This is a genomic window from Burkholderia sp. Bp9099, from assembly GCF_003857805.1.
Taxonomy (GTDB): domain Bacteria; phylum Pseudomonadota; class Gammaproteobacteria; order Burkholderiales; family Burkholderiaceae; genus Burkholderia.
Genome location: NZ_QTPU01000024.1, coordinates 67,233 through 84,725 on the forward strand (window position 1 = coordinate 67,233; position 17,493 = coordinate 84,725).

The 17,493-nt window shown below is 65.8% G+C and carries 18 protein-coding genes; 4 read left to right on the top strand and 14 right to left on the bottom strand.

The genetic code is table 11. From position 1 onward, the window contains the following. The first annotated feature begins 22 nt into the window (after positions 1-22). Both lysS and DIE17_RS26430 read left to right on the top strand, forming a co-directional pair. The gene (lysS, locus tag DIE17_RS26425; RefSeq protein ID WP_124488307.1) at positions 23-1,549 is read left to right on the top strand and encodes a lysine--tRNA ligase; all 1,527 of its coding nucleotides are present in this window, start codon (positions 23-25) and stop codon (positions 1,547-1,549) included. 345 nt (positions 1,550-1,894) lie between these two features. Then, positions 1,895-2,650, top strand: coding sequence for a glycine zipper 2TM domain-containing protein (locus tag DIE17_RS26430; protein ID WP_124522148.1), 756 nt, complete (start codon positions 1,895-1,897; stop codon positions 2,648-2,650). Between the two features lie 126 nt (positions 2,651-2,776). Here the strand turns inward: DIE17_RS26430 and iscX are convergent, their stop codons facing one another. From iscX to DIE17_RS26490, 12 genes are all read right to left on the bottom strand, one after another. Then, a complete protein-coding gene (gene iscX / locus DIE17_RS26435; protein ID WP_124522150.1) occupies positions 2,777-2,986 on the bottom strand; it encodes a Fe-S cluster assembly protein IscX in 210 nt (69 codons plus the stop codon). 44 nt (positions 2,987-3,030) lie between these two features. Continuing rightward, the gene (gene fdx / locus DIE17_RS26440) at positions 3,031-3,372 is read right to left on the bottom strand and encodes an ISC system 2Fe-2S type ferredoxin (protein ID WP_044848189.1); all 342 of its coding nucleotides are present in this window, start codon (positions 3,370-3,372) and stop codon (positions 3,031-3,033) included. A gap of 88 nt (positions 3,373-3,460) precedes the next feature. Next, positions 3,461-5,329: a Fe-S protein assembly chaperone HscA gene (gene hscA, locus DIE17_RS26445; RefSeq protein ID WP_124522152.1), complete on the bottom strand. Its 1,869-nt coding sequence runs from the start codon at positions 5,327-5,329 to the stop codon at positions 3,461-3,463. A gap of 54 nt (positions 5,330-5,383) precedes the next feature. Then, positions 5,384-5,911, bottom strand: coding sequence for a Fe-S protein assembly co-chaperone HscB (gene hscB, locus DIE17_RS26450; RefSeq protein WP_044848201.1), 528 nt, complete (start codon positions 5,909-5,911; stop codon positions 5,384-5,386). Between the two features lie 94 nt (positions 5,912-6,005). After that, positions 6,006-6,329 carry an iron-sulfur cluster assembly protein IscA gene (iscA, locus tag DIE17_RS26455; RefSeq protein ID WP_011885413.1) on the bottom strand — a complete coding sequence of 108 codons (324 nt, stop codon included), beginning with the start codon at positions 6,327-6,329 and terminating at the stop codon, positions 6,006-6,008. Between the two features lie 64 nt (positions 6,330-6,393). Next, on the bottom strand, positions 6,394-6,801 hold the full coding sequence (iscU, locus tag DIE17_RS26460; protein WP_009691729.1) for a Fe-S cluster assembly scaffold IscU: 408 nt from the start codon (positions 6,799-6,801) through the stop codon (positions 6,394-6,396). Positions 6,802-6,869: 68 nt separating this feature from the next. Further along, a complete protein-coding gene (locus DIE17_RS26465; protein WP_044848191.1) occupies positions 6,870-8,093 on the bottom strand; it encodes an IscS subfamily cysteine desulfurase in 1,224 nt (407 codons plus the stop codon). A gap of 63 nt (positions 8,094-8,156) precedes the next feature. After that, on the bottom strand, positions 8,157-8,696 hold the full coding sequence (gene iscR / locus DIE17_RS26470; RefSeq protein WP_006760276.1) for a Fe-S cluster assembly transcriptional regulator IscR: 540 nt from the start codon (positions 8,694-8,696) through the stop codon (positions 8,157-8,159). Positions 8,697-8,810: 114 nt separating this feature from the next. Beyond that, entirely contained in the window at positions 8,811-9,293 is a 483-nt protein-coding gene (locus tag DIE17_RS26475) for a low molecular weight protein-tyrosine-phosphatase (RefSeq protein ID WP_124522154.1), read from the bottom strand. Between the two features lie 101 nt (positions 9,294-9,394). Beyond that, positions 9,395-9,622 (bottom strand): hypothetical protein, encoded by a 228-nt coding sequence (locus DIE17_RS26480; protein WP_124488312.1) that lies wholly within the window; start codon positions 9,620-9,622, stop codon positions 9,395-9,397. Between the two features lie 127 nt (positions 9,623-9,749). Then, complete coding sequence (locus DIE17_RS26485; protein ID WP_044848194.1) at positions 9,750-11,162, bottom strand: lactate utilization protein B; 1,413 nt, start codon at positions 11,160-11,162, stop codon at positions 9,750-9,752. 35 nt (positions 11,163-11,197) lie between these two features. After that, the gene (locus DIE17_RS26490; RefSeq protein WP_044848195.1) at positions 11,198-11,920 is read right to left on the bottom strand and encodes a (Fe-S)-binding protein; all 723 of its coding nucleotides are present in this window, start codon (positions 11,918-11,920) and stop codon (positions 11,198-11,200) included. Between the two features lie 182 nt (positions 11,921-12,102). On the opposite strand from DIE17_RS26490, the gene DIE17_RS26495 reads away from it, so the two are divergent. Beyond that, positions 12,103-12,912 carry an IclR family transcriptional regulator gene (locus tag DIE17_RS26495; protein ID WP_124488314.1) on the top strand — a complete coding sequence of 270 codons (810 nt, stop codon included), beginning with the start codon at positions 12,103-12,105 and terminating at the stop codon, positions 12,910-12,912. 99 nt (positions 12,913-13,011) lie between these two features. Here DIE17_RS26495 and pbpG read toward each other — a convergent pair whose 3' ends face one another. Further along, positions 13,012-14,163 carry a D-alanyl-D-alanine endopeptidase gene (pbpG, locus tag DIE17_RS26500; RefSeq protein WP_044848196.1) on the bottom strand — a complete coding sequence of 384 codons (1,152 nt, stop codon included), beginning with the start codon at positions 14,161-14,163 and terminating at the stop codon, positions 13,012-13,014. 655 nt (positions 14,164-14,818) lie between these two features. Between pbpG and DIE17_RS26505 the strand changes: the two genes are divergently transcribed. Beyond that, on the top strand, positions 14,819-15,385 hold the full coding sequence (locus tag DIE17_RS26505; protein ID WP_044848197.1) for a phasin family protein: 567 nt from the start codon (positions 14,819-14,821) through the stop codon (positions 15,383-15,385). A gap of 208 nt (positions 15,386-15,593) precedes the next feature. Here the strand turns inward: DIE17_RS26505 and lpdA are convergent, their stop codons facing one another. Beyond that, entirely contained in the window at positions 15,594-17,363 is a 1,770-nt protein-coding gene (gene lpdA, locus DIE17_RS26510) for a dihydrolipoyl dehydrogenase (RefSeq protein ID WP_124488315.1), read from the bottom strand. Between the last annotated feature and the right edge of the window lie 130 nt (positions 17,364-17,493).

Below are 17,493 nucleotides of genomic sequence, written 5' to 3' on the forward strand. Positions count from 1 at the left end.
CCCACTCCGAATTCCGACCATCATGACCGAACCGACCCAAACGCAGCCCGCCGTCGCGGCGGACGAAAACCAGATCATCGCCGAGCGCCGCGAGAAGCTGCGCGCACTGCGCGAGCAAGGCGTCGCCTATCCGAACGATTTCCGGCCGACGCATCACGCCGCCGATCTCCAGGTGAAATTCGCCGACTCGGACAAGGCCGCGCTCGAAGCGAACCCGGTCGAGGTGTCGGTCGCCGGCCGCATGATGCTCAAGCGCGTGATGGGCAAGGCGAGCTTCGCGACGGTGCAGGACGGTTCGGGCCAGATCCAGTTCTTCGTGACGCCGAACGACGTCGGCGCGGAAACCTACGACGCATTCAAGAAGTGGGACCTGGGCGACATCGTCGCCGCACGCGGCGTGCTGTTCCGCACCAACAAGGGCGAGCTGTCGGTCCAGTGCAAGGAACTGCGCCTGCTGTCGAAGGCGCTGCGTCCGCTGCCGGACAAGTTCCACGGCCTCGCCGACCAGGAAATGCGCTATCGCCAGCGCTATGTCGACCTGATCGTCACGCCGGAAACGCGCGACACGTTCCGCGCGCGCACCAAGACCATCGCGTCGATCCGCAAGTTCATGGACAACGCCGACTTCATGGAAGTCGAGACGCCGATGCTGCACCCGATCCCGGGCGGCGCCGCGGCCAAGCCGTTCGTCACGCACCACAACGCGCTCGACATGCAGATGTTCTTGCGCATCGCGCCGGAGCTGTACCTGAAGCGCCTGATCGTCGGCGGTTTCGAACGCGTGTTCGAGATCAACCGCAACTTCCGGAATGAAGGCGTGTCGCCGCGCCACAACCCGGAATTCACGATGATGGAGTTCTACGCCGCGTACACCGACTACCGCTGGCTGATGGACTTCACCGAGCAGCTGATCCGCCAGGCGGCGATCGATGCGCTCGGCACCGCGACGATCCAGTACCAGGGCCGCGAGCTCGATCTCGCGAAGCCGTTCCACCGCCTGACGATCACGCAGGCGATCCAAAAGTACGCGCCGCAGTACACCGACGGCCAGCTGTCGGACGACGCGTTCCTGCGTTCCGAACTGAAGCGCCTCGGCGTCGACGTGTCGCAGCCGGCCTTCCTGAACGCCGGCATCGGCGCGCTGCAGCTCGCGCTGTTCGAGGAAACCGCCGAATCGCAGCTGTGGGAGCCGACCTACATCATCGACTACCCGGTCGAAGTGTCGCCGCTCGCACGCGCGTCGGACACGGTGCCGGGCATCACCGAGCGTTTCGAGCTGTTCATGACCGGCCGCGAGATCGCGAACGGCTTCTCGGAGCTGAACGATCCGGAAGACCAGGCCGCGCGCTTCAAGAAGCAGGTCGAGCAGAAGGATGCCGGCGACGAGGAAGCGATGTTCTTCGACGCCGACTACATCCGCGCGCTCGAACACGGGATGCCGCCGACGGGCGGTTGCGGGATCGGCATCGACCGTCTCGTGATGCTGCTGACCGACAGCCCGACGATCCGCGACGTGCTGCTGTTCCCGCACCTGCGCCGCGAAGACTGACGGCGTGCCAGCGTGTGCGCCGCGCCCTGCGGCGCGCACGCGTCAGCTTTGTAACCACGCGTAAATCCCGCCTGCCGGCGTTCACCGGTTTTCGATCCTCCCCCGTTTTATTCCCTCGTCGCGACGGCCTTCTCCGGGTTTTCCCTGTAGCAAACGCCGATCCCGCGCTGCAATTCGTTACACCTTGATACGGTGCGCCGCTCGCTCGTGGACGACACTCCTGTTGCGTCACCACGCATGACCACGGGACCAGAACGAGGCGCCGGAACGCCAAGTCTGCTCGCTCCCGAGCGTGGGATCCGGCCAGCGCCAACGTGCGAAACCGGGTCGACACCGGAGAAGAAAATGGACAACCAGAATCAAACCACGCCGCAAAAGCAACGCCTGCACCCGCTCATCGCGACCGCCGCAGGCGCCGTCATCGTCGCCAGCCTCGCCGCCACTGCCGCGATCACGGGCATCTTCCCGAAGGCCAGCAGCAACAACGCGCAGAACGGCCAGACCCAGGCCGCGCTGATCGCGTCGCAGCCGGCCGTCGATACGGCCGCGGCAGCCAGCGCCGCGCTCGCCGCGCAAGCGCAGCAGCAGGCAGCCGAACAGGCCGCGCAGAAGGCTGCGGCCGAGAAAGCCGCTGCTGAGAAAGCAGCTGCGGCACAAGCCGAGCCGCGGCCCGCGCCGCGCCCGGCAGCCACGCACCACCGCCATACGCCGGCACCGCAACCGCCGCAATACGCGCAACAGCCGTCCGCACCCGCGCAGCCGGCCTATTGCCAGACCTGCGGCACGGTCGTCGCGATCACGCAGACGCGCACGCCGGGCCAGAGCTCGGGGATCGGCGCGGTCGGCGGCGCAGCGGCCGGCGGCCTGCTCGGCAACCAGTTCGGTCACGGCAACGGCCGCACCGCGATGACGATCATCGGCGCGCTCGGCGGCGGTCTCGCCGGCAACCAGGTCGAGAAGCAGGTGCGCGCGGAAACCGACTACCAGGTGCAGGTCCAGATGGAAAGCGGCGCGACGCGCACGTTCACGTACCACAACCCGCCGCCGTTCGGCCAGGGCCAGCGCGTGCGGATCGAGAACGGCACGCTGGTCGGCTCGTAATGCATGACGAATCGCCGCGCGGCTCTTGCGCCGCGCGGAAATGAAAAAGGCTCGTGACGCGTCACGAGCCTTTTCCTTTTGCGGGAGCGTTGCCGGCGCCACGCGGTGCGGGCGTCGGCGCGAACCTCAGTCTTCGTCGTCGAAGTCCGATTCGTCGATCCAGTGGGCCTGGATCGCTTCGAGGATCTTCTCGCCCGAGTGCGCCGGGTCGTCGGTGAAGCCGTCCAGCTCGATGACCCATTGGCGCAGGTCGACGAAATTGACCCGCTGCGGATCGACGTCCGGATGCTTCTCTGCCAGCGCGATGGCGATTTCGCGCGAATCGGTCCATTTCATGGCCTGCTCTCCCGTATACGTGGCGAGTCCGCCCCGCCGATCCGTCAGTGATTTTCCTTCGCGTGGTTGATCGAGTACTTCGGGATCTCGACCACCAGGTCCGAATCTTCCTTCACGATCGCCTGGCACGACAGGCGTGATGTCGGCTCGAGGCCCCATGCCTTGTCGAGCAGGTCGTCTTCGTCCTCCTCGGACGGCTCGAGATCGTTGAAGCCCTCGCGGATCACCACGTGGCAGGTCGTGCACGCGCACGACTTCTCGCACGCATGCTCGATCTCGATCCCGTGGTCGAGCAGGTTGTCGCAAATACTCTTGCCGGGCGTCGCGTCGATCACTGCGCCGTCCGGGCACAGTTCGACGTGAGGCAGCACCACCAGTTGAGGCATGTCCGTTCCGTCAGTCAGGGTGCGGCGGCTGGCGCCGCACGGTTCAATATCGTGCGGGCCGTCGCCGGCCCGCATGCAGTTCGTTCGTTCAGATCTCGTCGAGGCGGCGGCCCGACAGTGCGCGCTTGATGCTCTTGTCCATCCGGCGCGCCGCGAATTCGTCGGTGCCGTCGGCCAGCGTCTTGGTCGCGGTCTCGATCGCGTCCGTGTCGTCGCCCTGCGCGATCGTGCGCAGCGCCGCGACGAGCGCGTCGACCTGCGTGCGTTCGGCGTCGTCGAGCAATTCGCCGTCGGCCGCCAGCGCCGCCTGCGTCGCCTCGATCATCCGCTCGGCCTCGACCTGCGCTTCGCGCAGCGCGCGTGCCCGCATGTCGATCTCGGCGGTCTTGAAGCTGTCCTCGAGCATCTTCGCGATGTCGTCGTCGGCGAGGCCGTACGACGGCTTCACGACGACCGACGCCTCGACGCCCGAATGCTGCTCGCGCGCAAACACCGACAGCAGCCCGTCCGCATCGACCTGGTAGGTCACGCGGATGCGCGCCGCACCGGCCGTCATCGGCGGGATGCCGCGCAGCTCGAAGCGCGCGAGCGAGCGGCAGTCGGCGACGAGCTCGCGCTCGCCCTGCACGACGTGGATTGCCATCGCGGTCTGGCCGTCCTTGAAGGTCGTGAATTCCTGCGCACGCGCGATCGGAATCGTCGAATTGCGCGGAATGATCTTCTCGACGAGACCGCCCATCGTCTCGACGCCGAGCGACAGCGGGATCACGTCGAGCAGCAGCCAGTCGTCGCCGCTGCCGCGATTGCCGGCGAGCAGGTCGGCCTGGATCGCCGCGCCGAGCGCGACGACCTGGTCCGGATCGAGGTTGACGAGCGGCGGCTGGCCGAAATACTTCGCGACCGCCTCGCGGATCACCGGCATGCGCGTCGCGCCGCCGACCAGCACGACGCCCTTGATGTCGGCCGGGCTCACCTGCGCATCGCGCAGGGCCTTGCGGGTCGGCGTCAGCGTACGCTGCACGAGCGGCTCGACGAGCGCGGCGAACGTGTCGTGCGAGATCGTCTGCACGAGGTGTGCACCGGTCGACAGCGTCACGTCGAGCGACGCCTGCGGCGCGGACGACAGCGCTTCCTTCAGCACGCGCACGCGATCGAGCAGCAGGCGCACGTCCTCGGGCGCGAGCGCCTTCGGGTCGATGCCGGCCTGCGCAAGTACGTGACCGAACAGCGCGTGGTCGAAATCGTCGCCGCCGAGTGCGGAATCGCCGCCCGCGGCCAGCACTTCGAATACGCCCTTCGTCAGCTTCAGGATCGACAGGTCGAACGTGCCGCCGCCGAGGTCGTACACCGCGTAGAGGCCTTCGGCCGCGTTGTCGAGACCGTAGGCGATCGCAGCCGCGGTCGGTTCGTTCAACAGGCGCAGCACGTTGAGGCCCGCGAGGCGCGCGGCGTCCTTCGTCGCCTGGCGCTGCGCGTCGTCGAAGTACGCGGGCACCGTGATCACCGCGCCGACCAGGTCGTCGCCGAGCGTGTCTTCCGCACGGTAACGCAGCGTCGCGAGAATCTCGGCCGACACTTCGACCGGGCTCTTCACGCCGTCGATCGTGCGGATCTGCACCATGCCGGGTGCATCGACGAATTCGTACGGCGCGTTCGCCGCGCCTTCGACCTCGGCCTTGCCGCGGCCCATGAAGCGCTTGACCGACACGATCGTGTTGCGCGGATCGGTCGCGGCCTGCTCCTTCGCTTCGTGACCGATGCGGCGGCCGCCCTTCTCCAGATAACGGACCACCGACGGCAGCAGCGCGCGGCCCGCTTCGTCCGGCAGCACTTCGGGCACGCTGTTGCGCACGGCCGCGACGAGCGAGTTCGTCGTGCCGAGATCGATCCCGACAGCGAGTCGCCGCTGGTGCGGCGCCGGCGCCATGCCCGGTTCGGAAATTTGCAGTAAAGCCATCTTGGTTCGTTCGGGCGCTCGGCCCGTTTGCTGCGCGTGCCGCGAGGCACGCGGTTAAGTTTCGAGGCGCTCGATCTGCGCGCCCACTTCCGACGCGACCCGTTCGATGAACATCAGCTGGCGCACGGCCTCGGCGGCGGCCTGGTCGGCCGCGCTGTCGAGCAGCGTGCCGAGGCGCTCGAGGCGCACGCGCTTTTCGTCGCGCAGCTCGGCGAGCAGCGCATCGAGCGCGTCGACGTTGCGGGCAGCCGCGGCATCCTCGATGCCTTCGCGCCACTCCATCTGCTGCATCAGGAACGCGGGCTCCATCGCGGTGTTGTTTTCGGCACCGATGTCGACGCCGCGCAGCGACAGCAGATAGGTCGCGCGCTTCAGCGGATCGCGCAGCGTGCGGTAGGCTTCGTTCGCACGGGTCGCCCATTGCATCGCGATGCGCTTTTGCGCGTCGCCGGCCGCCGCGAAGCGGTCCGGGTGCACCTGCGTCTGCACCGTGCGATAGGCGCTGTCGAGCGCCGTCTCGTCGAGCGCGAATTGCGCCGGCAGGTGAAACAGATCGAAGTGGCTGTCTTTCAGCGAAACCATCGTCGCGTTCAATTCCGGTTCGTCGCGCGGCAAACGCCGCACATTAAAAAGGCGGCCCGTGCCGCCTCTTGCCCGCATCGCGCGGAAACCCGCGTCACACGCGGAACGATTCGCCGCAGCCGCACTCGTCCTTCACGTTCGGGTTGTTGAACTTGAACCCCTCGTTCAGGCCTTCGCGTGCGAAGTCGAGCTCGGTGCCGTCGATGTACGCGAGGCTCTTCGGGTCGACGACGACCTTCACGCCATGGCTCTCGAACACCTGATCCTCGGGAGCCAGCTCGTCGACATACTCGAGCTTGTACGCGAGCCCCGAGCACCCGGTCGTGCGAACGCCAAGCCGCAGGCCCACACCCTTGCCGCGACGGACGAGGTATTTCTGGACGTGCTGTGCTGCTTTTTCGGTCAGTGTAATTGCCATGATGTCCTTGCCGCGGCGCGCCACCCGGGCCCGCCGCGATCCTTCACAAGCCGCTCGATGCCGCTCAGGCTGCTGCCTGATCGCCTTCCTTGGTGTCGTGGCGCTTCTTGTAGTCGGCCACGGCTGCCTTGATCGCGTCTTCCGCGAGAATCGAGCAGTGAATCTTCACCGGCGGCAGGGCCAGCTCTTCGGCGATCTGCGTGTTCTTGATCGACAGTGCCTCGTCGAGGGTCTTGCCCTTCACCCACTCGGTCACGAGCGAGCTCGACGCGATGGCCGAGCCGCAACCGTACGTCTTGAACTTCGCGTCTTCGATCACGCCGTCCGCGCCGACGCGGATCTGCAGCTTCATCACGTCGCCGCAGGCCGGCGCGCCGACCATGCCCGTGCCGACCGCGTCGTCGTCTTTCGCGAACGAACCGACGTTACGCGGGTTTTCGTAGTGATCCAGAACCTTGTTGCTGTATGACATGACTCAAACTCCTTGACTCGTTACGTCTGCGTGCGCAAATCCGCCCGCGAATGTATTCAATGCGGTGTTCAGTGTGCGGCCCATTCGATCGTCGACAGATCGATGCCTTCCTGGTGCATTTCCCAGAGCGGCGACAGTTCGCGCAGCTTCGCGATCTTGCTGTTCAGCAGGTTGATCACGAAGTCGACGTCCTGCTCCGTCGTGAAGCGGCCGACCGTGAAGCGGATCGAGCTGTGCGCGAGTTCGTCGTTGCGGCCGAGTGCACGCAGCACGTACGACGGCTCCAGCGACGCCGACGTGCAAGCCGAGCCCGACGACACCGCGACGTCCTTGATCGCCATGATCAGCGACTCGCCTTCGACGAAGTTGAAGCTGATGTTCAGGTTGTGCGGGACACGGTGCTCCATGTCGCCGTTCACGTACGTTTCCTCGATCTGCGACAGGCCGCGCAGCAGCTTGTCGCGCAGCATGCGGATGCGCTCGTTCTCGGTCGCCATTTCTTCACGCGCGATGCGGAACGCTTCGCCCATGCCGACGATCTGGTGCGTCGCCAGCGTGCCAGAACGCATGCCGCGCTCGTGGCCGCCGCCGTGCATCTGCGCTTCGATGCGCACGCGCGGCTTGCGACGCACGTACAGCGCGCCGATGCCCTTCGGGCCGTAGGTCTTGTGCGCCGAGAACGACATCAGGTCGACCTTCAGCTTCGCGAGGTCGATCTCGACCTTGCCGGTCGACTGTGCGGCGTCCACGTGGAACACGATGCCCTTCTCGCGGCAGATCTCGCCGATCGTCTCGATGTCCTGGATCACGCCGATCTCGTTGTTCACGTGCATCACGGATACGAGGATCGTGTCCGGGCGCAGCGCGGCCTTGAACACGTCGAGGTCGATCAGGCCGTCTTCCTTCACGTCGAGATAGGTGACTTCGAAGCCGTCGCGCTCGAGCTCGCGGCAGGTGTCGAGCACGGCCTTGTGCTCGGTCTTCACCGTGACGATGTGCTTGCCCTTGCCCTTGTAGAAGTTCGCGGCACCCTTGATCGCAAGGTTGTCCGATTCCGTTGCGCCGGACGTCCAGATGATCTCGCGCGGATCCGCGTTCACGAGCGCAGCCACCTGTTCGCGCGCTTCCTCGACCGCGCGCTCGGCATCCCAGCCGTACGCGTGGCTGCGCGATGCCGGGTTGCCGAACTGCTCGCGCAGGTACGGCACCATCTTGTCGACCACGCGCGGGTCGACCGGCGTCGTCGCGCTGTAATCCATGTAGATGGGCAGGTGGAGAGTCTCTTGGGTCATCTGTCGCTCCGGGTATTCTGTGCAGGGACTATGTGCGTTATGGGGTGTGCGGCGCGTTCGCGCTCACGAACTCGCGATGTTGAACACCGAATTGGGACCGAGCGGCATCGTGCGCACCGGTTCGGCCGGCGCCGCGGCGGGCTCCGGCGCGCGCCGGTCGCGCAGCACCGCGGGCGCACCCTCGCGTGCGCGCTGCTGATCGACGAGATCCTGCAGCGATACCGAATCGAGGTATTCGACCATTTTCTGGTTCAGGGTCGACCACAGCTCGTGCGTCATGCAATGGCCGTCGGGCTGCTTCGAGCCGTCGCACGTGCCTTTGCCGCCGCACTGCGTGGCGTCGAGCGGTTCATCGACCGCGATGATGATGTCGGCGACGGTGACGTCCTGCGCGCGACGCGCGAGGTTGTAGCCGCCGCCCGGGCCGCGCACGGATTCGACGATTTCATGCCTGCGCAGCTTGCCGAACAGCTGTTCGAGATACGAGAGCGAAATCCGCTGGCGCTGGCTGATGCCTGCAAGCGTCACCGGGCCCTGCTCCTGGCGCAGTGCCAAGTCAATCATCGCCGTGACGGCGAAACGGCCTTTGGTGGTGAGTCTCATGGTGTCTAGGGGACTGCAATCTTGACGATTTTGGTCAAGTATAAATATTTGACGTTTTTAGTCAAGTATCCATGTCTTCGACAGGGTATTCGCAGACCGCTGAATACCCCACGATCAGCGTGCGGTACCGCTCCGGAGGGTGTCCAGCAGGCCCGCGCACGCGCGCTCGACCTGGTCGAGCACCTGTTCGAAGCCCTGCGCGCCGCCGAAATAAGGATCGTCCACTTCGGTCCCGGCCGCGCCCGGCGCGAATTCCATCAGGAGGCGCACCTTGTCGCGATGCCCGGGCGGGCAGCGCCGCCGCAATTCCGCGAGATTGGCTTCGTCCATCGCCAGCAGCAGGTCGAACCGCTCGAAATCCGCCGCGCTCACCTGCCGCGCCCGCAGCGCCGACAGGTCGTAGCCGCGGGTGCGGGCCGCCGCCTGCGCGCGCGTGTCGGGCGGCTCGCCGACGTGCCAGTCGCCGGTACCGGCCGAATCGACCTCGATCCGGTCGGCCAGCCCGGCCGCGTCCACCTGGTGGCGCATCACGCCTTCTGCAGTGGGCGAACGGCAGATATTGCCGAGACAGACGAAACAGATCGCAACGCGGGTCATCGCACTATCGGAAAGCCGCGGCGAGCCGCGCGGGAGAACAACGCGCCATTATACAAAGGCGCCCGGAATCGCGCCGCCGCGCAAAGCGACGGCGGCGTGCCTTACAGCGCCTTGGGTGCGGCGAGCACGACGTCGCCGGATGCGGCCGGCAACGGTGTCGCCGCGTCGTCGACCAGACCGAACGACACCGCGCGCGCGAGCTCGGCCGATGCCTGGTGAACGGCGATCGGTCCACTCGCCGGCGCGTCGGCCATCGCGTGCAGATAAGCGGCCGCGGCGAGCGGAACGACGATTGCCAGCGGCCAGTACATCGATATTGTCTTTTTCATGATGCGGCTCCTTGACCTCATGCCCCGAAACCCGATTCCGGGGACTACAGGCAGGATTCTATAGACCGCACCTATCAAGATAAATACATGAATAGCGAACGCACTGTTGCCACCCGATGAACAGTCGTCAGCCCAGGTGGCTTTGCGAGGCCGCGTACAGTTCGCGGAACGTCCGGCCGGTCGGCGTCGGCATGTCGCGCGTGTCCATCCAGCCACCCATCATCGGCAGGCGCCGCAGCGTGCCGCCGTTGCCGCCCAGCCGCTCGAGGATCCGTACCGCGAGCTTGGTCGTCAGCGCGTAAAGGAGCGGCCGGCGCGCGACAAAGCCCCACGCGGCGAGCGCGGCGCGCTCGCGCCACGGCCGCAGGTGCCGCTCGACCTGTTTCTCGCGCAGCGTGCGCAGCAGGTGCGACAGCGGGATTCCGGCCGGGCACACGCTGTCGCATTCGCCGCACAGCGTCGCGGCCTGCGGCAGGTCGAGCGCACGGTCGATCCCGACGTAGCTCGGCGTCAATACCGACCCCATCGGGCCCGGATAGACCCATCCGTACGCGTGCCCGCCGACCTTCTGGTACACCGGGCAATGGTTCATGCACGCGCCGCAGCGGATGCAGCGCAGCATCTCCTGGAATTCGCCGCCGATCAGGCCCGTGCGGCCGCCGTCGACGAGCACCACGTAGTTGTGTTCCGGGCCGTCCTCGTCGCCGGGGCCGCGCGGCCCGGTCAGCACCGAGAAGTAGTTCGAGGTCTTCTGGCCGGTCGCCGAACGCGGCAGCAGACGCATCGCGGTCGCGAGATCCTCGAGCGTCGGCAGCACCTTCTCGATGCCCGTCACCGCGACATGCACGCGCGGCATCACCGTGCACATCCCTTCGTTGCCTTCGTTCGTGACGAGCGCAACCGACCCCGTCTCGGCGATCACGAAGTTGCCGCCCGTCACGCCCATGTCGGCCGACAGGAAATGCGGGCGCAGCACCTCGCGCGCCTCGCGCGTCATGTCCGGAATCTCGGTCAGCCGCTCGCGGTGGTGCGTGCGCGCGAACAGGTCGGCGATCTCGTCCTTGTCCTTGTGCACGACGGGCGCGATGATGTGGCTCGGCGGCTCGTTGTCGTTGATCTGCAGGATGTATTCACCGAGGTCCGTCTCGATCGACTGCACGCCCATCTCGGCAAGCACCGCGTTCAGGCGCATTTCCTCGGACACCATCGACTTCGTCTTGATGACCTTCTTCACGTCGTGGCGCCGCGCGATGTCGGCGACGAGCCGCGCGGCGTCCGCGGTCGTTTCCGCGAACAGCACCGTCGTGCCGCGCCGCGTCGCTTCGCGCTCGAACGCCTCGAGCCACACGTCGAGGTTCTCCAGCGCACGGTTGCGGCGCGCCTTCAGCGCGGCGCGCGTCGCCTGGAAGTCGATCGCGGTCATCGCATCGGCGCGCGCGGACACGAACTTCGTCGACAGCTTCTTCAGGTTCTGCTGCAGGCGCTGGTCGGCCAGCTTCTGGCCGGCGCGCGCCTTGAAATGCATCGATTGAACTTGCATCGCGGTATCGAGGAAAAGTAAGCGGGAACCGGGCGTCAGACGTCGCCCGCCAGCACCTGCGCGACGTGCAGCACGCGGGTGTCGCGGTCGCCCGTGCGGCGCAACCGCCCTTCGATGTTCAGCATGCAGCCGAGATCGCCGAGCACGACGGCGCCCGCACCGGACGCGCGCACGTTCGCGCACTTTTCGTCCGCGATGGCCGCCGAAATGTCGCCGTACTTGACCGCGAACGTGCCGCCGAAGCCGCAGCAGTGCTCGCAGTCCTTCATCTCGGTGACGGCCACGCCGCGCTGCGCGAGCAGCGCGCGCGGCTGCGCCTTCACGCCGAGCTCGCGCAGGCCCGAGCATGAGTCGTGATAGGTGACGGGCCCCGTGAATTCGCCGGGGGCGAGCGTCACCTTCGCGACGTTCGCGAGGAAATCGGTCAGTTCGTAGACTTTCTGCTGGAATCGCGCATAGCGCCCCATCAGTTCGGGGTCGTCGCGGAACAGGTCGCCGTAGTGCGCGCGGATCATGCCGCCACACGAGCCCGACGGCGCGACGACGTAATCGAACTGCTCGAACTCGCGCAGCGTCTTTTCGGCGAGATCCCGTGCGAGCGCGCGGTCGCCCGAGTTGTAGGCCGGCTGGCCGCAGCAGGTTTGCGCGGGCGGCACGAACACCTCGTAGCCGGCTTCGCGAATCAGTTTCAGCGCGGAAAAGCCGATTTCCGGACGCATCAGGTCGACCAGGCAGGTCACGAACAAACCGACTCGCATACGCGCTCCTTCGAGAAAACGGCTCTCATTATCCGCCGTTTGGCCGGCAAGACCAACGCCGGCGCGCGCGCAAGTGCGCGATGCCGGAAACGAGGACTTCCTCGAACGGCGTTCGCTTTTTTCACGATACGAGATACAATCGACGCAACACCGCTTGACGCGTCAACCGATTCTCCCCCGACATGAGCCAACCCACCCCGGATTCCAAAACGTCGATCCAGGTGATCGAACGCATGATGCGGCTGCTGGACGCGCTCGCCGCGCACAGCGACCCCGTCAGCCTGAAAGAGCTTGCGCAGCGCACGGAGCTGCATCCGTCGACCGCACACCGCATCCTCAACGACATGGTGACCTGCCGCCTCGTCGACCGCTCCGATCCCGGCACCTACCGGCTCGGCATGCGGCTGCTCGAACTCGGCAACCTCGTGAAGGCGCGCCTGTCGGTACGCGACGCTGCGCTGATGCCGATGCGCGAATTGCATCGCCTGACCGGCCAGACCGTGAACCTGTCGGTGCGTCAGGGCGACGAAATCGTCTATATCGAGCGCGCGTATTCCGAGCGCTCGGGGATGCAGGTCGTCCGCGCAATCGGCGGCCGCGCGCCGCTGCATCTGACGTCGGTCGGCAAGCTGTTTCTCGCGGTCGACGAAACCTCGCGCGTGCGCGCCTATGCGACGCGCACCGGGCTGTCCGGCCATACGCAGAACAGCATCACCGACATCGCGAAGCTCGAGCGCGAGCTGACACTCGTGCGCCAGCAATCGTGCGCGCGGGACAACGAGGAACTGGAGCTGGGCGTGCGCTGCATCGCGGCCGGCATCTACGACGACTCGGGCAAGCTCGTCGCGGGCCTGTCGCTGTCGGCCCCGGCGGACCGCCTGCAGGACGCGTGGCTCGGCCAGCTGAGCCGCACCGCGCTGACCATCTCGGAATCGCTCGGCTACCGGCCCGCGCCCACGAAGGATGCCGAAGGGCTGCAACGGCACGCGTGAGCCGCGCCGCCCGCCGCATGGCGCCAGATGAAAAAAAGCCCCGCATCGCGGGGCTTTTTCTTTGCGGCGATCGGCACGGCGCGAACCGCCGTGACACGCTCAGGTGCCGCCGTTCGCCGTATTGGCGGCCGTCAGGCGCTCGCCGCCGCCGGCGTCGAGCCAGTTGCGCAGGCGTGCCGCGTCGGCGAAGCGCGAATACTTGCCGAACGAATCCAGCAGCACCATCACCATCGGCCGGCCATGGATCGTCGCCTGCATCACGAGGCATTCGCCCGCCTCGTTGATGAAACCCGTCTTCTGCAGACCGATGTCCCACGAGCCGTTGCCGCGGATCAGCGCGTTCGTGCTGTTGTAGACCAGGTTGCGCTTGCCCGTATTGACGTCGTACGTGCGGTCGGTCGAGAACTGTCGGATCATCGGGTACTGGTACGCCGCGTTGACCATCTTCACGAGGTCGCGTGCGCTCGACACATTCGAGCTCGACAGGCCCGTCGAATTCTCGAAGTGGGTGTCGTTCATGCCCAGCGACTTCGCCTTCGCGTTCATCGCGGCGATGAACGCCGGACGGCCGCCCGGGTAGTAGCGCGACAGCGCGGCGGCCGCGCGGTTTTCCGACGCCATCAGCGCGATGTGCAGCATGTCCTCGCGCGACAGCACCGAGCCGACCGACAGGCGCGAACCCGTGCCCTTCTCGTAGTCGCGGTCTTCGTCGGTGACTTCGATCTGGTCGGTCATCGGTGACTTCGAGTCGAGCACGACCATCGCCGTCATCAGCTTCGAGATCGATGCGATCGGCACGACGGCGAGCGAATTCTTGTCGAACAGCGGCTCGCCGGTGTTCTGGTCGACGACGTACGCGACGCTCGAGCGCAGCGCGAGCGCGTCCGGCGTGTCGTGCAGGCCGAATGCCTGGCCGACCGTCGGGCGACGCGGCTGGAACGCGACCTTGCGCACCGCGCCGCGATGGCCGTGCACGTTCGACGCGAGCGTCGCGCGCTTGCGCGATGCCTTCGGCGCATCGGCCGACGCGACGTTGGCGGATTTCGCGGAGGCGGCCTTCACCGTCCGCTTCTTTTCCGAAGAAGTGGAAGCGGCTTTCTTGGCGGCCTGGTGGGTCTTCGCAGTGGCGGCAAAGGCGTCAGCGGGCGCGACGGACGCGGCGGTCGCCAGCAAGGCGACGGCGACCGACACAGCCGTGCCGAGCGTCATGCTCTGCAACAATCTGCGCGGTGAAAACGATTCGGCTTTCATTGGGGTCTGGACAAAGCGGGCGGGGTTTCCGCAAGTGTAGTTAAAGCTGAAAAAAAGAGCAATATTAGGCACTTACCGATCGTCGTTAAACCGGAATGTAAGGGTCGACCAACGATGACTCGATCAACCCTCGCGCTCCCATCGAAAAAATTCATGGGATGCGCCGCCCGACAGTACCCGTCTCCCGAATTACCACGCGGTTAATTGAGATAACGTCACTTTGGCGACGAATTAAAGCGGGGAAAGTACGTATCCGGCGTTCGGTGTACCAGGCACCGGTCTTGACCGCGGCGGCGGCACATCGCCACGGCATGCGCATCGCGAAACGGCGCGCTTTTCGACAGGAACAGAAGCATAACGTTCCACATGCCTGTCAGGTTTACCTGTGCATGATCACGGTGCGGCGCGCCTGCCCCGGCCAAGTGCGCACCATGTGGGAACACGTCTGAAACCGATTCCGAACCGGCCGCGATAACCCGTTGTTTTATCGATAATTTGTCGTGATTGTGCAATGCACAAAAAGTGCTTGACAAGACTTTTCTCTGCCCTAAAATATGACTCATTGCTGCGTTGCACAAAGCACGCGGCGCCGAGGTTCCCCATCGTAGTGCCCTTTATCCCTGCGATCGACGTGATCGCTTTTCAGGAGCTTGACATGTCCTTGCTGACCCCCGAGCAAATCGCCGCCGCACAGAAAGCCAACCTCGAAAGCCTGTTCGGTCTGACGACCAAGGCGTTCGAAGGCGTCGAAAAGCTGATCGAACTCAACCTGCAGGTCGTGAAGTCGACGCTGACCGAAAGCCAGGAAAACGCGCAGCGCCTGCTGTCGGTGAAGGACGCACAGGAACTGATCGCGCTGCAAGCGAGCCTGTCGCAGCCGGTCGCGGAAAAGGTGCTGTCGTACAGCCGTCACCTGTATGAAATCGCGTCGTCGACGCAAGCCGAGTTCGCGAAGGTTGCCGAAGCGCAATTCGAAGAGCAGAACAAGAAGGTCCAGGCACTCGTCGACAACGTCGCGAAGAACGCTCCGGCCGGTTCGGAAACGGCTGTCGCCGCACTGAAGTCGGCACTGAACGCTGCGAACACGACGTACGAAACGGTCCAGAAGGCTGCCAAGCAAGCCGTCGAGATCGCCGAAACGAACTTCAACGCGGCTGCCGCTGTCGCGACGAAGGCTGCGAGCGCTGCTGCATCGCGCCGTTCGAGCAAGCCGGCCGCGTAAGCGTCCCCTGCTCCTGACAAAGCCGCGCACTGCGCGGCTTTTTTGTTTCCAGCGACGGAACATCCGGGCATCCCGGTGGCGCTGGTGCGATGGCGCAGCACGGACCGGGCACTGCCGTCGGCCGCGGGCAAAAGAAAACGCCGCCGTCCGGGTATCCCGGGCGGCGGCGTTTTTCGTGGCCGGCGCGAGGCCGGCCGAGCCGATCGCGTTACTTCTTGCGTTGCGGCGGCAGGTCCGTACAGACGCCTTCGTACAGTTCCGCGGCCATGCCGACCGATTCGCCGAGCGTCGGGTGCGGATGGATCGTCTTGCCGATATCTTCCGCGTCCGCGCCCATCTCGACGGCGAGACACACTTCGCTGATCAGGTCGCCCGCGTTCAGGCCGACGATCCCGCCGCCGATCACGCGATGGGTTTCCTCGTCGAAGATCAGTTTCGTGAAGCCTTCGTCGCGGCCGTTCGCGATCGCGCGGCCCGATGCGGCCCACGGGAACACGGCCTTGCCGTACTTGATGCCTTCGGCCTTGCACTGGTCTTCCGTCTTGCCGGCCCACGCCACTTCCGGATCGGTGTACGCCACCGACGGGATCTGCAGCGCGTCGAAGTACGCCTTTTCGCCGTGCGCGGCTTCCGCTGCGACGTGGCCTTCATGCACGGCCTTGTGCGCGAGCATCGGCTGGCCAACGATGTCGCCGATCGCGAAGATGTGCGGGACGTTCGTGCGCATCTGCTTGTCGACGTCGATGAAGCCGCGGTCGGTGACCGCGACGCCTGCCTTGTCGGCACCGATCTTCTTGCCGTTCGGGCTGCGGCCCACCGCCACCAGCACGAGGTCGTAGCGCTGCGCTTCCGCCGGCGCCTTCTCGCCCTCGAACTTCACGTAGATGCCGTCTTCCTTCGCTTCCGCGCCGACCGTCTTGGTCTTCAGCATCACGTTGCCGAAGCGCTTCGCGTTGTACTTTTCCCAGACCTTCACGAGATCGCGGTCCGCGCCCATCATCAGGCCGTCCATCATTTCGACGACGTCGATCTCGGCGCCGAGCGTCGCATACACCGTCGCCATTTCGAGGCCGATGATGCCGCCGCCGATCACGAGCATGCGCTTGGGCAGCTGGCGCAGTTCGAGGGCGCCCGTCGAATCGACGACGCGCGGGTCTTCCGGCATGAACGGCAGCTTCACGGCCTGCGAGCCGGCGGCGATGATTGCCTGCTTGAACTTGACGACCTTCTTGCCGTTCTCGCCCTGCACTTCCATGTGATACGGATCGACGAACGCGCCGACGCCGGTGACCACTTCGACCTTGCGCGCCTTCGCCATGCCGGCGAGGCCCGTCGTCAGCTTCTTGACGACGCCGCCCTTGAAGTCGCGCAGCTTGTCGAGATCGACTTCCGGCTTGCCGAACGAGATGCCGTGCGACGCGAGCGCCGCGGCTTCGTCGATGACGAGCGCCGTGTGCAGCAGCGCCTTCGACGGGATGCAGCCGACGTTCAGGCAGACGCCGCCGAGCGTCGAGTAACGTTCGACGAGCACCGTCTTCATGCCGAGGTCGGCTGCGCGGAATGCGGCCGAGTAGCCGCCGGGGCCGGCACCGAGCACGAGCATGTCGCATTCGATGTCGGCGGAGCCGCTGTAGCTGCCGGCTTGCGGAGCGACGGCCGGGGCGGCGGCGGGCGCGGCGGCCGGAGCCGGTGCTGCGGCCTTTGCGGGTTCGGCTGCTTTCGCGGGCGCGGCTGCGCCTGCCGCTGCTTCGACGATGGCGATCACGGTGCCTTGCGAGACTTTCTCGCCGGCCTTGACCTTGACTTCCTTGACCGTGCCGGCGACGTCGCTGGGCACTTCCATGGAGGCTTTGTCCGATTCGAGCGTGATGAGCGTCTGCTCTTTTTCGATCACGTCGCCCGGCTTCACGTTGACTTCGATGACATCGACGCCGCTGAAATCGCCGATATCCGGAACCTTGACTTCGATGAGACTCATTACTGTCCCCTTCTTGATTAGCTGCAGACAGAGGGGGAGAAACCCGCAAGAACCGACTACGGCCTGACAAAAGAACGCGAACCTGGGCAGGACCACCTTTGCCGTCCGCCCAAGGACGCGCCTTTCTTTT

What these genes read in the sequence shown, in the direction of transcription:
- lysS (WP_124488307.1), top strand. Translation starts at nt 23, where the DNA reads ATGACCGAACCGACCCAAACGCAGCCCGCCGTCGCGGCGGACGAAAAC.
- DIE17_RS26430 (WP_124522148.1), top strand. Translation starts at nt 1,895, where the DNA reads ATGGACAACCAGAATCAAACCACGCCGCAAAAGCAACGCCTGCACCCG.
- iscX (WP_124522150.1), bottom strand. Translation starts at nt 2,986, where the DNA reads ATGAAATGGACCGATTCGCGCGAAATCGCCATCGCGCTGGCAGAGAAG.
- fdx (WP_044848189.1), bottom strand. Translation starts at nt 3,372, where the DNA reads ATGCCTCAACTGGTGGTGCTGCCTCACGTCGAACTGTGCCCGGACGGC.
- hscA (WP_124522152.1), bottom strand. Translation starts at nt 5,329, where the DNA reads ATGGCTTTACTGCAAATTTCCGAACCGGGCATGGCGCCGGCGCCGCAC.
- hscB (WP_044848201.1), bottom strand. Translation starts at nt 5,911, where the DNA reads ATGGTTTCGCTGAAAGACAGCCACTTCGATCTGTTTCACCTGCCGGCG.
- iscA (WP_011885413.1), bottom strand. Translation starts at nt 6,329, where the DNA reads ATGGCAATTACACTGACCGAAAAAGCAGCACAGCACGTCCAGAAATAC.
- iscU (WP_009691729.1), bottom strand. Translation starts at nt 6,801, where the DNA reads ATGTCATACAGCAACAAGGTTCTGGATCACTACGAAAACCCGCGTAAC.
- DIE17_RS26465 (WP_044848191.1), bottom strand. Translation starts at nt 8,093, where the DNA reads ATGACCCAAGAGACTCTCCACCTGCCCATCTACATGGATTACAGCGCG.
- iscR (WP_006760276.1), bottom strand. Translation starts at nt 8,696, where the DNA reads ATGAGACTCACCACCAAAGGCCGTTTCGCCGTCACGGCGATGATTGAC.
- DIE17_RS26475 (WP_124522154.1), bottom strand. Translation starts at nt 9,293, where the DNA reads ATGACCCGCGTTGCGATCTGTTTCGTCTGTCTCGGCAATATCTGCCGT.
- DIE17_RS26480 (WP_124488312.1), bottom strand. Translation starts at nt 9,622, where the DNA reads ATGAAAAAGACAATATCGATGTACTGGCCGCTGGCAATCGTCGTTCCG.
- DIE17_RS26485 (WP_044848194.1), bottom strand. Translation starts at nt 11,162, where the DNA reads ATGCAAGTTCAATCGATGCATTTCAAGGCGCGCGCCGGCCAGAAGCTG.
- DIE17_RS26490 (WP_044848195.1), bottom strand. Translation starts at nt 11,920, where the DNA reads ATGCGAGTCGGTTTGTTCGTGACCTGCCTGGTCGACCTGATGCGTCCG.
- DIE17_RS26495 (WP_124488314.1), top strand. Translation starts at nt 12,103, where the DNA reads ATGAGCCAACCCACCCCGGATTCCAAAACGTCGATCCAGGTGATCGAA.
- pbpG (WP_044848196.1), bottom strand. Translation starts at nt 14,163, where the DNA reads ATGAAAGCCGAATCGTTTTCACCGCGCAGATTGTTGCAGAGCATGACG.
- DIE17_RS26505 (WP_044848197.1), top strand. Translation starts at nt 14,819, where the DNA reads ATGTCCTTGCTGACCCCCGAGCAAATCGCCGCCGCACAGAAAGCCAAC.
- lpdA (WP_124488315.1), bottom strand. Translation starts at nt 17,363, where the DNA reads ATGAGTCTCATCGAAGTCAAGGTTCCGGATATCGGCGATTTCAGCGGC.